A 13,238-nucleotide genomic window follows, 5' to 3' on the forward strand; every position below is an offset into this window, starting at 1 on the left:
ATGATCAGGGCCGCTCGATCGAGCGGCCCTTTTTCTTTGGGTATTCTATCTAGCCCGGCGTCTTGTGCGGTGGGCATCCGCCCAGGGCGAGCGCCTCACCGGCAAGGTAGAGCGATCCACCGATCAGGATGCGGGGCGTCGGGCTCTCCCGGACCGCGTCCTTCAAGGCAGGGATCAGCCCGCCGGCCGGTTCTGCGTGCAGTCCGACTTCCTTGCACAGATGCACTACATCATTGGCGTGCAGGGAGCCGCCACGACCTGCATTGAACTCCACCGCAATGAGCTTGCGGGCCAGGCCGGCAAATTGTGAGGCCCAGGCGCGGACATCCTTGTTCGGCGAGAAGCCGGCAATGATCACCAGCGGACGGTCCTCGCGTTCATCCATATCGGCAAAGGCATGGGCCAGCGCGATCGCGGCGGCTTCATTATGACCGCCATCCAGCCACAGCTCGGCCTTGGCCTTCTGCGCGATCTCGCCCAGAGGCCCGCCCGTGATTGCCTGCAGGCGTCCGGGCCAACGGGCCTGTTCGATACCCTTGGCGACGGCTTCTTCCGGCCAGTCGAGCGCAGCGGCGCAGGCCGCAGCTGCGCCGGCGTTGAGCACTTGGTGTGGTCCCAGAAGACCGGGTGCAGGCAGATCCCAGACCCGGTTCTCATCCTCATAGACCAGCCGGCCGTGTTGCGGATAGCCGCGGTAATCCTGGCCCCAGACCAGGGTCGGCGCACCGACCTTGCCAGCTTCTTCCAGCAGGGCGTCCCGCGCTTCCGGCTTCTGGTCGCCGATGATCATCGGAACACCCGGCTTGGCGATTCCGGCCTTTTCCCGGGCGATCGTTTCCAGCTCGTCGCCGAGGAAGTCCTGGTGGTCGAGGCTGACCGGGGTGACGACCGTCAGCTCCGGTTTGGTAATCACATTGGTCGCGTCGAACCGGCCACCCAGACCCACTTCCAGGATCAGCCGGTCTGCCGGGTGCTCGCTGAACAGCAGGAAGGCGGCTGCGGTGGTGATCTCGAAAAAGGTGATCGGTTCGCCGAAATTGGCCGCTTCGGCGCGGGCAAAGGCCTCGATCAGGGCGCGGTCATCAACCGGCTTGCTGTCCAGCAGGATGCGTTCGTTGAAATTGACCAGGTGCGGGGAGGTGTAGATGTGCACACGCTCGCCCTTGGCCCGGGCCATCTCGGCCAGGAAGGCACAGGTTGAGCCTTTGCCATTGGTGCCGGCCACGTGGATGATCGGCGGCAGCTTGTCCTGCGGATTGTCGAGCGCCGTCAGCAGGCGCTGGAGGCGCCCGAGTGAGAGATCGATTTTTTTCGGGTGCAGTCGACCCAGGCGCTCAAGCGCGTCGTCAATCGCCTGACGGCGCGTGCTAATGGGAACCCCCGTCGCCGGACGCGGGGTCGGCGGGCACATGATCAGCAGCGGGTGGGGTCAGCGCGGCAGGCGCTGACGAACCAGGTCGTTTCAGCATCACGCGTAACATGCGCGACAGTGTAGCCGGAATATCGCGGCGATGCACGACTTTGTCGACCATGCCCTTTTCCAGGAGGTATTCGGAACGCTGGAAGCCTTCCGGCAGTTTCTCGCGAATAGTCTGTTCAATCACGCGCGGTCCGGCAAAGCCGATCAGGGCACCCGGCTCGGCCAGGTGAACATCACCCAGCATGGCGTAGGAAGCGGTCACACCACCCGTCGTCGGATCGGTGAGGACCACGACATAGGGCAGGCGCTCTTCCTTGAGCATTTCAACAGCGATCGTCGTGCGCGGCATCTGCATCAGCGACAGCGCGCCTTCCTGCATGCGGGCACCACCGGCCGCGGTGAACACGACCAGCGGCGCACGGCGCTTGATGGCTTCCTCGGCCGCGCGGATGAAGCTTTCACCGGCAGCCATGCCCAGCGAACCGCCCATGAAGGCGAAGTTCTGGACCAGGACAACCGTTTCCACGCCACCGATCTCGCCGACAGCGATCGCCATCGCGTCATCACGGCCGGTCTTCTTGCGAGCACCGGCAATACGCGAGGTATAGGGCTTGTCGTCCTTGAATTTCAGCGGATCCTTGGGGACTTCCGGCGTGTCGAGCTCGGTGTAGTCAGCGTCAAAGGTGAACTGGAAACGCCAGGCCGGGCCGATGCGCATGTGGTGACCCGCCGGGGTCACAAACAGGCCGGCTTCCAGATCCTTGTGGAAGACCATCTCGTCCGAGATCGGGCATTTGACCCACAAATTGTCGGGCGTATCCCGCTTGGAGAAGATTTTCGACATCCCCGGAGGGGTAAGCTTGGACAACCAGTTCATTTCCGCGTCCCGATCTTTCATCGGCCTTCACTCACCGTTTTGCGCCATGGGTTGCAGCAGAGAGGGATTTCACCAGCTCCACGGCAGCCTCGACACCACCTTCATTCATGGCGTCGACGATGGCGGATCCAACCACCACAGCATCGGCGCGTTCGGCAATAGCCTTCGCCTGTTCAGGCGTGCGTACACCAAACCCGACTGCAACGGGTAAACCGCTGGCAGCCCTGACGCGTGCAACAGCATCGCCGACCTCGGTAACAACACCGGATCCGGCGCCTGTCACGCCCGTCGTAGAAACGTAATAAACAAAACCGGACGTGTTTTCGACCACTGTTCCCAGTCGTTTGTCGTCGGTGGTGGGGGTGGCCAGACGAATGAGGGCGATACCATGCGCATTGAGCGCCGTGCGCAGCTCTTCATCCTCTTCCGGCGGAATGTCGACACAGATGAGGCCATCCACCCCGGCCTTCTCGGCGCGGCGGGCGAAATTCTCAAAGCCCATATGGTGGATCGGGTTGGCATAACCCATCAGGACGATCGGCGTGGTGTCATTGGCCTTGCGGAACTCCGCGGCCTGGGCGAACACGCCCTGCAGCGTCATGCCGGCTGCCAGCGCTCGCAGCGCCGCGCCCTGGATGGACGCGCCATCGGCCATCGGGTCGGTAAAGGGCATGCCCAGCTCGATCACATCCGCACCGGCATCCGGCAGCGCATTGAGCAGGGCCTGGCTGTCGCCATCCCCCGCCATCATGTAGGCGACGAAACCAGGACGGCCATAGGCGTCCAGCTCATTGAAACGTGTGGTGAGGCGGTTGGTCATTACAGGCTCACTCCCAGCATCTCCGCCACTTGCGGGACGTCCTTGTCGCCGCGGCCACACATATTCATCAGGATGACGCCCTCGGGGCCGAGCTCTTTGGCCAGGTCGCGGACGCGGGCGAGGGCGTGGGCGGGCTCCAGGGCCGGGATAATGCCTTCCAGCTTGGTGCAGAGCTGAAACATCTCCAGCGCCTCGGTATCGGTCGCCGAGACGTATTCCGCGCGCTTGGCATCGTGCAGGAAGGCGTGTTCCGGGCCGATACCGGGATAGTCCAGACCTGCCGAGATGGAGTGAGCGTCGATGATCTGGCCGTCATCATCCTGCAGCAGATAGGTCTTGTTGCCGTGCAGGATGCCGGGCTTGCCGCCTTTCAGGCTGGCGGCGTGTTCGCCGGTTTCGATACCGTGGCCGGCCGCCTCGACACCGATCAGGCGCACATCCTCGTCATCGATGAAGGGATGGAAAAGCCCCATCGCATTGGAGCCGCCACCGATACAGGCAACTGCCGCATCGGGGAGACGTCCCAGCCGGTCCATGATCTGGGCGCGCGCCTCGCGACCGATAATGGACTGGAAGTCGCGCACCATGGCCGGATAGGGGTGCGGGCCCGCCACCGTGCCGATTACATAGAACGTGTCGTGCACATTGGTGACCCAGTCGCGCAGCGCTTCGTTCATGGCGTCCTTCAGCGTGCCCGTGCCCGACGACACCGGCACTACCTCGGCGCCCAGCAATTTCATGCGGAAGACATTTGGCGCCTGGCGCTCCACATCGGTGGCGCCCATGAAGACCGTACAGGGCAGGCCGAACCGTGCGGCAACCGTTGCGGTGGCCACACCGTGCTGGCCGGCACCGGTCTCGGCGATGATACGGGTCTTGCCCATGCGCTTGGCCAGGAGGACCTGGCCCAGGCAGTTATTGATCTTGTGGCTGCCGGTATGGTTCAGCTCGTCGCGCTTGAACCAGATTTTCGCGCCACCGAACTCCTCGGTCAGGCGTTCTGCGAAATAGATCGGGCTCGGCTTGCCGACATAGTCGCGCAGGAATTCTTCCATCTCGCGCTGGAATTCGACATCACGCTTGGCGTCCTCATAGGCCGCTTCCAGCTCGAGGATGTTCGGCATCAATGTTTCGGCGACGAAACGACCGCCGTAATCACCAAATCGGCCACGTGCATCCGGCCAGGCGGAAAGCGCATTCGGTCGGGTTTCGACAGAGGCGGTATCGCTCATGGCTTTCTCCTTCAGGCGGTTTCGCTCAGCGCCTTGGCAAAGGCGTGGATCAGGTCGGCGTCCTTGACGCCGGAGGATGTTTCAATGCCGGACGAGACATCGACGGCGCTTGCGCCCGCCGCCTCGACAGCTTGGCAGACATTGGTGGGATCAAGCCCGCCGGACAAGAGCCAGGGCATCGATAAATACAGGTTTTTCAGTAGTGCATAGTCATAACCATGCCCCCAGCCGCCCGGTCGGTCGGCGCCCCTGGGCGGTTTGGCATCAAACAACAGCATGTCGGCGACGCCGTCATAGGCCCTGGCGGCGTCCAGATCGCTCGCCTCGGCCACGGGCAGAGCCTTGATAATGCCCTTGCTGGCATAGGCGCGGGCCTGCTCGACCCGCTGCGGCGTTTCCGAGCCGTGCAGCTGTATCCAGTCGGGCCGCATGGCATCGCGGATCTGCGCGAGCAGCTCATCATCCGGATTGACGACGACAGCGACGGTCTCGGTTCCGTCGGCCAGGTGAGCCAGCTCTCCCGCACGCACCGGGTCCACATGACGCGGGCTGGGCGGGAAGATGACATAACCGGTATAGCGCGCGCCGGCGTCACGTGCGGCAGCGACGTCGGGTCCGGTTTTCAGGCCGCAGAATTTGATGTCGATGGCGGGCATGTCCGGCTCGCATTGTAGTGCTGGGAGTGACTAGTAAGCTTCACGTCACATTCGGCAAGCCCCAGTTGGCGAATAGCTGCTTTTCATCCTCCCCACCGGGGAGGTGTCCCGAAGGGACGGAGGGGCAGGAGCGCGCAGCGCGGAGGTTTAGCACTCACCGGCGTTCGCACCCCCTTCGACCTCGCCTTCGCCTCTGGCGTCGGCGAGTCCACTTCCCCACCCATGGGGAAGATAAGCTGCTGGCCTACCCGCCCGCCTCGGGGAATGCCTTGGGTGCCCGGTTGAGGCAGAACGCCATGGGTTGGAACAACATCCATTGCACGAAGGCCTTGATCTTGGGCTCGTTGGCGCGCTCCGGATCAAACACCATGTAGTGCGCGTGCGTATGCGGGCTTTCGTGCTCGAAGGGCTGGGCGAGGGCGCCGGAGGCGATCTGTTCGGCAAAATAGATCGGGGTGACCATGCAGGCCGCATCTCCAGCCGCGATGGCTGCGGAGATTTCCATCGTCTGGGTCTCCAGCTCCAGGTGTGGGCGTGCAGGCAGAATGGCCGGGTCGATGCCCTGTTCCTTAAACCAGGCCTGCCACCAGGGCAGGGGCCCGAACAGGCGCAACTTGAGCAGGTCTTCCGGTTTTTCCAGCGGTCCAAACCGCTGCAGGGCTGCTGTAGGAACCAGGGGCGCCGTGGTGTCGTCAAACAGTTTGCGCGCTTCCAGCCCCTCCCAATAGCCATAGCCAGAGCGCAGGGCGATGTCGGCTTCCCCGGCCTTGATATCGGTGATGTCGCGATTGGATTCGATGCGGACGGCCAGGTCGGGATTTTCCATCTGGAAGGTGCCGATGCGCGGGACCAGCCAGTTGTTGCAAAAGGTCGGGATGGCCGAGATGTGCAGGATGTGGTCCTGCTCGTCGCGTACGGTCTCGAAGGTTCGCTCCAGCAGGCGGAAGGCCTCGCTGGTGCCGCGGGCGAGACGGGCGCCGCGGGCGGTCAGCTCGACATGGCGGGCTTTGCGATCAAACACCGCAAAGCCCAGCCGGTCTTCCAGCTGTTTGATCTGATAGCTCACAGCGGCCTGGGTCATGCCTAGGGCCTCGCCGGTGCGTGTGAAATTGCCCAGGCGGGCGGCCGTCTCGAAAACGCGTATGGCCTGGATGGGAGGTAGAGGTTTAGGCATAAATTCAGCTTATGACAGACCCTTGAGGTTTAGTTGGAATGGATCTCTATATCAAGCGTAAGACATGTCTCAGTTAATGACGGAGACGATAAATGGCTTACGATTGGAAGTATGACACCAACGCACCAGAAGATGCCCAGATCTATTACGGTCGCGCCGGCTGGCTGACGCGCCTGTTCAATGCGGCCGAGGGCTTTTTCAGATTTCTGGGCAAGTCCGGTGACTATAATCGCAAGGTTTAGAGAGGGGTGGCGGGTGTCGCCGGTGTGGTCGACGCGTAAACGCCCTGTGCGTAGGCCATCAGATCAAACGGCGCCACAACTCCCTGAGCCTGGTTCCCGGCACCCGCTTCCCGCTCTTCCCGGGCCGTTTCACGCATTTCGGCCAGCTTCTGGTTGAGATCGCCGCTCAACATGTTCTCCGGACTGTTCGGATCAGCCCCCTCCGTGCGCTGTGTGTTGAGTTCGGCCTGGGCCTTCATCATCTGTGCGTCAGCGAGAGCGGCCACCTTGCGGTCCTGTGCCGAGGGTTCCGCCGGAGCCAGGGCCGCAGCCTTGACGATGCGCATCTTTTCGATGGTCGCTTCCGGATCGCCGGCGATTTCGCTCGCATCGATCGGAACTTCTCCCCCTACGGCGTAGGAGCGACCATCGGGACCCTTCTGATAGTCGTAACTGATTGCGCCGGCATATTGGCCGCCGACATTCTTGTGCGCCTGCTCATGGGCGCGCACCTCGGTGTCGCGTGCTTTCAGCTTGGCGACCTGGGCCTGCTCTTCCTTGGAGAGCGGCTGGTTGAGGCCCCCGCTTTTCTGGGGGGCAGGCGCACTTGTCCCGGCCGATGCCTGGGGCATCGACGGCAAGCCGGATAACGCGCCAACACTGCTCATGCCGATATTATCGGCTGAGGCGCTTAATCAGATGTGAAAAGCAGGTTTAGGAGAGTTCCTTGACCGTATCGCGTGAGCCGTCGACGCGCTCGCGCAATTCCTTGCCGGTCTTGAAGAAGGGAACGTGTTTTTCCTTCACGGAAACGCTTTCGCCGGTGCGCGGGTTGCGGCCGGTGCGGGCCGGGCGCTGGCGAACGGAAAAGGCACCAAATCCACGAAGCTCGACCCGGTCACCGCGGGCCAGGGCATCGGTCACGCCATCAAGGATCGTATTGACCACACGCTCCACATCCCGGTGGTAGAGGTGGGGATTGGCTTCTGCCAGACGATCGATCAGCTCGGATTTGATCATGCCATGCCTCCGTGTTTGCTCGATAAAACTGCCTTGAGACAGAGTGCACGTCAACGCTTGATCAAAAAAAATCGGCCGAAGCAGTGCTCCGGCCGATCAATTTTTATTCGTTTGAACGTATGGGCTTAGCTTTTATCTTCGCCGTCGTTCTCGCGCAGGGCAGCGCCCAGGATGTCACCCAGGGATGCACCGGCATCGGAAGAACCATACTGCTCAACCGCTTCACGCTCCTCGGAGATCTCCAGCGCCTTGATGGACAGGGAGATGCGGCGGGACGCCTTGTCAACATTGGTGACGCGAGCGTCGACCTTGTCGCCTACAGCGAAGCGCTCCGGACGCTGTTCCGCACGATCGCGGGACAGGTCGGACTTGCGGATGAAGGCTTTCACAGCCGTGTCATCGCCGAAGGTTACTTCGATACCGCCGGACGTGATTTCCGTAACCGTACAGGTGACGGTGTCGTTGCGGTTGACGCCGGAGCTGTCCATCGGGTCACCAGCCAGCTGTTTGATGCCCAGGGAAACACGCTCTTTGTCGACGTCGACGTCGAGGACTTTCGCGTCAACCATGTCGCCTTTCTTGAAGGCTTCCATGGCTTCTTCGCCGGACTGGTCCCAGGAGATGTCGGACAGGTGAACCATGCCGTCGATATCGCCTTCCAGGCCAACAAACAGACCGAATTCGGTGATGTTCTTGATCTCGCCCTGGATAGCGGAACCGGACGGGTGGTTCTCTGCGAACACTTCCCACGGATTGCGCTGGGTCTGCTTGACGCCCAGGGAGATGCGGCGCTTCTCGGCGTCGACATCGAGGACCATGACCTGAACTTCCTGAGAAGTGGACAGGATCTTGCCCGGGTGGACGTTTTTCTTGGTCCATGACATTTCGGAGACGTGAACCAGGCCTTCAACGCCCTGTTCCAGCTCAACGAATGCACCGTATTCCGCGATGTTCGTGACACGACCTTCGAAGGTTGCGCCAACCGGGTATTTCGCGGCAACGCCATCCCACGGGTCGGACATGAGCTGTTTCATGCCGAGGGAGATGCGCTGGGTTTCCTTGTTGATCTTGATGATCTGGACGGAAACCGTCTGACCAACTTCAACAACTTCGGACGGGTGGCCAACACGGCTCCAGGACATGTCGGTAACATGCAGCAGGCCGTCAATGCCGCCGAGGTCAACGAACGCACCGTAATCGGTGATGTTCTTGACGACGCCTTCGCGGGCTTCGCCCTCAGCCAGCTGGCCGACGAGTTCTGCACGCTGTTCGGCACGGCTCTCTTCGAGGACGGCGCGGCGGGAAACAACGATGTTTCCGCGCGGACGGTCCATCTTGAGGATGGCGAACGGCTGTTCCTGGTTCATCAGCGGGCCAACATCGCGGACCGGACGGATATCGACCTGGGAGCCCGGCAGGAAGGCGGAAGCGCCGCCGAGATCGACAGTGAAACCGCCTTTGACGCGACCAACGATCGCACCATTGACCGGCTCTTTCTTGTCGAAGGACTTTTCCAGACGGTCCCAGCTTTCCTCGCGGCGAGCTTTGTCGCGCGACAGGATTGCGTCACCGAGCGCGTTCTCGATGCGCTCAAGGTAGACTTCAACTTCGTCACCCACGGACGGGGCTTCGGATCCCGGACCGGTGAATTCGCGCATCGGGACGCGGCCTTCGGTCTTCAGACCTACGTCGACAACAACAACGTCGTTTTCGATTGCGGTCACGGTGCCTTTGACGACTTGGCCCTCGGCCAGATCGCGGCCGGCCAGGCTTGCCTCGAGCATCGCGGCAAAGTCATCAGTCGTCGGGGTGAGTGTTTCGGTAGACATTTAAAGGGTTGCTCCAGTACAGCGCGGTCAGGCTGAAAATCGTTGATTGCGCTGTCTAAGTGCTGATGAATCAGCGGGTTAGAGTTCAAACAAGAGTGGGCCGAACGCTACCCTTTGCTCCGGAAGGGAGCATTTCAGGTGTCATCCGGTACTCGGCTGTGTTTGCAGAATCCCCGGAAGTGTCACGCCTTTTGGCGCTTTTCCACAATCCGGACGGCCTCCGCAATGGCCGCGTCTATACTCAAGGATGACGTATCAAGCAAGGTTGCATCATCTGCCTTGCGCATGGGCGCATCCGTGCGCTCGGCGTCGCGTGCATCCCGCGAGAGTGTCTGGGCGAGCATTTCCTCGAAGGTGATGGGGTCGCCCTTGGCATTGAGCTCGCTCTGGCGACGGCGGGCACGCGTCTCTGGATCGGCCGTGACAAAGAGTTTTACCTCAGCATCGGGGCAGATCACCGTACCGATATCGCGCCCGTCCAGAATCGCTCCTCCCGGCTGGGTGGCAAAGGCGCGCTGGACTTCGAACAGGGCGTCGCGAACAGCTTGTTGTTTCGCGACTTGGGAGGCGGCCTGGCCGACGGCTGCGGTGCGGATACGGGCTTCGTCAATCGACGTCACATCCAGCGTGCGCGCGGCCTCTACTGCGGCGGTTTCGTCGTTTGGGTCGTGGCCGGCATCCAGCACAGCCAAAGCGGCTGCGCGGTACAGGCTGCCTGTATCCAGATAGGGCAGGCTGAATTTCTGCGACAGGGCTCGCGCAATCGTGCCCTTGCCCGAGGCCAGCGGTCCGTCGACGGCGATGATCATTCCGCCGGCTCCATTTGCGCGCCCAGGGACAGCATGTGATCCAGAAAGTCCGGATAGCTGGTTGCGATCATGCTGGCATCATCAATGGTCACCGCTTCCTCTGCGATCAGGCCCAGAACAAGGGCGCTCATGGCGATGCGGTGGTCGTGATGGGTGATGACATGGCCGCCGCCCGGGACGTCTCCGCCCGTGCCGACAACATCCAAACCGTCATCGCGAATGATTGTCTCGACGCCATTGGCTGTCAGAAGGTCCGACGTGCCCATCAGGCGATCGCTCTCCTTGGCCCGCAGTTCCGCCAGACCGTTCATGCGTGTCACGCCGTCGGCGGCCGCGGCAGCAACGCCCAGGATCGGGTATTCATCGATCATCGAGGGTGCACGCTCTTCGGGAACACTGAGGCCGTTAAGCTTGGAATAGCGTGCGCGAATATCGATGGTCTTTTCACCAGCCATGACCTGCGCAGGCGTGATTGTCAGGTCCGCACCCATCTCCTTGAGCGTGGTGTAAAGCCCGGTGCGCGCCGTATTATCCATCACGCCGCGCAGGGTGACGTCGGAACCCGGGGTGATCAGCGCGGCGACAACCGCGAAGGCTGCAGAGCTTGGATCGCCGGGTACACGGAGCGGCGTGGCGCTGAGTTTCTGTTCGCCTGGCAGGGAGATGGTCCAGCCGCTATCAACGTCCTCGATCGAGATCTCGGCGCCAAACAGCCTCAGCATGGTCTCGGTATGATCGCGGGTCGGGGTTGGCTCGTGGATCACCGTGGTGCCTCGCGCGCCCAGCCCGGCCAGTAACAGGGCAGACTTTACCTGCGCGGAGGCAACGGGCGGCGTATAGGAAATCGCATCGAGCGGTGCGGATTCGACGGTGACAGGCAGGCGACCTTCGGTGGTGGTGACATCAGCGCCCATTTCGGACAATGGATCCGTCACCCGGCGCATCGGCCGCCCTGTGAGGCTTTCATCGCCGACAAAACGCGCCGTTGCACCGGTTCCGGCGACGACACCCATCATCAGTCGCGCACCTGTTCCGGAGTTGCCGAAGTCGAGATCCTGCGCAGGTGATTCGAATTTTCCGCCGAGTCCAGTGACCGACCAGCGATTTTTCCCGAGATTTTTTACATCAGCGCCTAAAGCTGCAATTGCCTTGGCTGTATTGATGACATCCTCGCTCTCCAGCAAACCCTCGATCTGGGTGTTACCGTTAGCAAGTCCCCCAAATATAAGGGATCTGTGCGAAATGGACTTGTCGCCAGGCGCAGCGAAATCGCCATGCAGCGGCTTTGAGCGAGAGGCAGAAAAAGGGCCTTGCAGAGTGGGAGAATTTTGGGGCATCAAGAAAAACACAAGGATTAGGGTGACATCACGGTGATCGGGTTTTGACAGAGCGCGGTGATCGTGGCAACGGGACCCGCCGAAACGAATAGTGGTTGTGAAGGGAAGTCATGGCCAAAGCTGATCTTGGAACCAAGCGCACCTGTCCTAGCTGCGCTGCCAAATTTTATGACCTGGGCCGCCAACCTGCGCGTTGCCCGAAATGTGAGCATGAGTTCGATCCGGAAGCTCTGGAGCCGAAACTGCCGGTAGCGGATGATCCGAAACCGGAAGAGGCCGAGGAGAAGAAGGGCAAGGAAGCCGACGAACAGGACGGTTTCGAGGACGAGGCTGACGATACGCCTGAAGTCGATGAGGCTGCCAATGAGGCACCTGATTCCGATGAGGACGACAATGAGGACGGATCCGGCCTCAGTGACGACATCGGGGATGACTTCGAGTCCGAGGATGATCTCGAGGACGATGATGAGGACGACAACACCAAAGTCCTTATCGACGAGGAAGACGACGAGGATTTCGGCGACTTCAACATCGAGAAAGACGAAGATCTCTGATCTTCTGCAGTAAGGGGCGCAACGGGCTCTTGATCCGGACACGATCCGGGACTAGGTTCCGCGCCTCTTGGCCGCTGACCCCAATGCGGCCAGCCCGAGTTTCGGGGCTATAGCTCAGTTGGGAGAGCGCTTGAATGGCATTCAAGAGGTCAGCGGTTCGATTCCGCTTAGCTCCACCATTATCGAAAACCCCGCCGGAAACGGCGGGGTTTTTTGATCTGGGAGTTTCCCTGTCCTCGCCCCTGATGGGCGAGGTGCGCCGAAGGGGCGGAGTAGGTGGGCGTCGCAAGACGCCATAGAAAGCCCTCCCTGGATTTCTAATCGTACCCGCTAGAGCCTCTCAAGATACTGCGCGGACCGCTGCTCCGCTTCGGTCAACTGGGCTTCTTCGAGTTGGTCTTCGATGCTGGCGGCGCTTTCGGCGGCTTCTAGGTCACCGAGAATGGCAGCGGTATAGAGCAGGGCGAGGGCCTCGATCTGATCGACCTCCCCGCCGTCACCTTCCAGCATTGCCTGCGCGAGTGCGGCCATGCAGAGGCTGTCGCCGCCATTGGCCCCGGCCTGCCAGAAGGCGCGCGCAGCGACCGGGTCAGCCTCGCCTTCCATTCCGGTCATGGATCCGATGCCGAGAATATAATTGGCGCCGGCGAGGGAGGAGTCGGCCGCAAGGGCGGACCGAGCGGCAGCCAGGGCCCCGCTGGTGTCCTCGATGGCCTCCGGGCCGAACATCAGGGCTTCAGCGAGGCGCAGCTGGGCGAAGGCGCCCACATCATTGCGGGTGGAAAGCTGGCGATAGATCGCAAGTCCCCCCTCTGCCTCGCCCTCATAGTCATAGATAAGCAGATCGGCCAGATCGAGGCCGGCACTGGTGTTCTGGCCTTGCCAGGCGAGTTCAAAGAAGGCGCGGGCTCGGTCGAGCTCGGCATTCGTGCCGATGCCGTCGCGATAGACCAGACCCAGTACGTGATTGGCTTCTGCCAGCCCTGCATCGGCTGCCTGGACCAGCCAGTAGCGACCAATGGCGTAGTCCGGATCTCCACTGTCGGGAAAGGTCAGCGCATAGCCATAGCCAAAGGCTGCCGATGTGTCGCCAGCTTCCGCGGCGAGGCGTAGGTCGTCGATATTGTCCTGTGCGTACGTGGTCGAGCTCGAGTTGGCCAGGGCGACGGCCGGGGCAGGAGAGACGAGCAAGGCCGCAGAAATGACAAGTGTGGCGAGGCGCAACATGTGGGTCTCCGGAGACTGTTTCCCCGCAGCATGCCGATCCTAGCTGAATGTGCGATGAGCGC

General features: G+C 61.6%; 14 protein-coding genes and 1 tRNA gene. 3 read left to right on the forward strand and 12 right to left on the reverse strand.

What is annotated here, in order from left to right:
• Positions 1–49 precede the first annotated feature (49 nt).
• From SIC17_RS09530 to SIC17_RS09555, 6 genes are all read right to left on the reverse strand, one after another.
• The gene (locus tag SIC17_RS09530) at positions 50–1,411 is read right to left on the reverse strand and encodes a bifunctional folylpolyglutamate synthase/dihydrofolate synthase (protein WP_412545204.1); all 1,362 of its coding nucleotides are present in this window, start codon (positions 1,409–1,411) and stop codon (positions 50–52) included.
• Entirely contained in the window at positions 1,368–2,297 is a 930-nt protein-coding gene (gene accD / locus SIC17_RS09535) for an acetyl-CoA carboxylase, carboxyltransferase subunit beta (protein ID WP_412545205.1), read from the reverse strand. The genes SIC17_RS09530 and accD overlap by 44 nt, the downstream gene beginning before the upstream one ends.
• Before the next feature lie 31 nt (positions 2,298–2,328).
• Positions 2,329–3,117 (reverse strand): tryptophan synthase subunit alpha, encoded by a 789-nt coding sequence (trpA, locus tag SIC17_RS09540; RefSeq protein WP_412545206.1) that lies wholly within the window; start codon positions 3,115–3,117, stop codon positions 2,329–2,331.
• Positions 3,117–4,349, reverse strand: coding sequence for a tryptophan synthase subunit beta (gene trpB, locus SIC17_RS09545; RefSeq protein ID WP_412545207.1), 1,233 nt, complete (start codon positions 4,347–4,349; stop codon positions 3,117–3,119). The genes trpA and trpB overlap by 1 nt, the downstream gene beginning before the upstream one ends.
• 11 nt (positions 4,350–4,360) lie before the next feature.
• Positions 4,361–5,005, reverse strand: a complete 645-nt coding sequence (locus SIC17_RS09550; RefSeq protein ID WP_412545208.1) for a phosphoribosylanthranilate isomerase — start codon at positions 5,003–5,005, stop codon at positions 4,361–4,363.
• Positions 5,006–5,249: 244 nt separating this feature from the next.
• Positions 5,250–6,179 carry a LysR substrate-binding domain-containing protein gene (locus tag SIC17_RS09555; protein ID WP_291891295.1) on the reverse strand — a complete coding sequence of 310 codons (930 nt, stop codon included), beginning with the start codon at positions 6,177–6,179 and terminating at the stop codon, positions 5,250–5,252.
• Positions 6,180–6,271: 92 nt separating this feature from the next.
• On the opposite strand from SIC17_RS09555, the gene SIC17_RS09560 reads away from it, so the two are divergent.
• Positions 6,272–6,421, forward strand: a complete 150-nt coding sequence (locus SIC17_RS09560; protein ID WP_291891296.1) for a hypothetical protein — start codon at positions 6,272–6,274, stop codon at positions 6,419–6,421.
• Here the strand turns inward: SIC17_RS09560 and SIC17_RS09565 are convergent.
• The 5 genes from SIC17_RS09565 to aroA all read right to left on the reverse strand — a co-directional run bounded on the left by SIC17_RS09565 (position 6,418) and on the right by aroA (position 11,395).
• Entirely contained in the window at positions 6,418–7,032 is a 615-nt protein-coding gene (locus SIC17_RS09565; protein ID WP_412545209.1) for a putative metalloprotease CJM1_0395 family protein, read from the reverse strand. The genes SIC17_RS09560 and SIC17_RS09565 overlap by 4 nt on opposite strands.
• 82 nt (positions 7,033–7,114) lie before the next feature.
• Positions 7,115–7,420: an integration host factor subunit beta gene (locus tag SIC17_RS09570; RefSeq protein WP_412545210.1), complete on the reverse strand. Its 306-nt coding sequence runs from the start codon at positions 7,418–7,420 to the stop codon at positions 7,115–7,117.
• Between the two features lie 125 nt (positions 7,421–7,545).
• Positions 7,546–9,249: a 30S ribosomal protein S1 gene (gene rpsA / locus SIC17_RS09575; protein WP_291891302.1), complete on the reverse strand. Its 1,704-nt coding sequence runs from the start codon at positions 9,247–9,249 to the stop codon at positions 7,546–7,548.
• A 182-nt stretch (positions 9,250–9,431) separates the two neighbouring features.
• Positions 9,432–10,058, reverse strand: coding sequence for a (d)CMP kinase (gene cmk, locus SIC17_RS09580; protein ID WP_291891304.1), 627 nt, complete (start codon positions 10,056–10,058; stop codon positions 9,432–9,434).
• Positions 10,055–11,395 (reverse strand): 3-phosphoshikimate 1-carboxyvinyltransferase, encoded by a 1,341-nt coding sequence (gene aroA, locus SIC17_RS09585; RefSeq protein WP_291891306.1) that lies wholly within the window; start codon positions 11,393–11,395, stop codon positions 10,055–10,057. Before aroA ends, cmk begins: the two co-directional genes overlap by 4 nt.
• Positions 11,396–11,505: 110 nt before the next feature.
• Here aroA and SIC17_RS09590 point away from each other — a divergent pair, with 110 nt between their 5' ends.
• Positions 11,506–11,949, forward strand: a complete 444-nt coding sequence (locus SIC17_RS09590; protein ID WP_291891308.1) for a TIGR02300 family protein — start codon at positions 11,506–11,508, stop codon at positions 11,947–11,949.
• Positions 11,950–12,052: 103 nt separating this feature from the next.
• Positions 12,053–12,128: transfer RNA gene (locus SIC17_RS09595), tRNA-Ala, on the forward strand.
• Positions 12,129–12,279: 151 nt separating this feature from the next.
• Here SIC17_RS09595 and SIC17_RS09600 read toward each other — a convergent pair.
• Positions 12,280–13,176 (reverse strand): tetratricopeptide repeat protein, encoded by an 897-nt coding sequence (locus SIC17_RS09600; protein WP_412545211.1) that lies wholly within the window; start codon positions 13,174–13,176, stop codon positions 12,280–12,282.
• Positions 13,177–13,238 lie beyond the last annotated feature (62 nt).

The organism is Maricaulis sp. MIT060901, assembly GCF_047123815.1.
Classification (GTDB): domain Bacteria; phylum Pseudomonadota; class Alphaproteobacteria; order Caulobacterales; family Maricaulaceae; genus Maricaulis.

Coding starts and splice junctions, on each gene's coding strand:
- trpA (WP_412545206.1), bottom strand. CDS start 3,117: ATGACCAACCGCCTCACCACACGTTTCAATGAGCTGGACGCCTATGGC.
- SIC17_RS09550 (WP_412545208.1), bottom strand. CDS start 5,005: ATGCCCGCCATCGACATCAAATTCTGCGGCCTGAAAACCGGACCCGAC.
- SIC17_RS09530 (WP_412545204.1), bottom strand. CDS start 1,411: ATGTGCCCGCCGACCCCGCGTCCGGCGACGGGGGTTCCCATTAGCACG.
- SIC17_RS09570 (WP_412545210.1), bottom strand. CDS start 7,420: ATGATCAAATCCGAGCTGATCGATCGTCTGGCAGAAGCCAATCCCCAC.
- SIC17_RS09600 (WP_412545211.1), bottom strand. CDS start 13,176: ATGTTGCGCCTCGCCACACTTGTCATTTCTGCGGCCTTGCTCGTCTCT.
- SIC17_RS09590 (WP_291891308.1), top strand. CDS start 11,506: ATGGCCAAAGCTGATCTTGGAACCAAGCGCACCTGTCCTAGCTGCGCT.
- trpB (WP_412545207.1), bottom strand. CDS start 4,349: ATGAGCGATACCGCCTCTGTCGAAACCCGACCGAATGCGCTTTCCGCC.
- SIC17_RS09560 (WP_291891296.1), top strand. CDS start 6,272: ATGGCTTACGATTGGAAGTATGACACCAACGCACCAGAAGATGCCCAG.
- SIC17_RS09565 (WP_412545209.1), bottom strand. CDS start 7,032: ATGCCCCAGGCATCGGCCGGGACAAGTGCGCCTGCCCCCCAGAAAAGC.
- aroA (WP_291891306.1), bottom strand. CDS start 11,395: ATGCCCCAAAATTCTCCCACTCTGCAAGGCCCTTTTTCTGCCTCTCGC.
- SIC17_RS09555 (WP_291891295.1), bottom strand. CDS start 6,179: ATGCCTAAACCTCTACCTCCCATCCAGGCCATACGCGTTTTCGAGACG.
- accD (WP_412545205.1), bottom strand. CDS start 2,297: ATGAACTGGTTGTCCAAGCTTACCCCTCCGGGGATGTCGAAAATCTTC.
- rpsA (WP_291891302.1), bottom strand. CDS start 9,249: ATGTCTACCGAAACACTCACCCCGACGACTGATGACTTTGCCGCGATG.
- cmk (WP_291891304.1), bottom strand. CDS start 10,058: ATGATCATCGCCGTCGACGGACCGCTGGCCTCGGGCAAGGGCACGATT.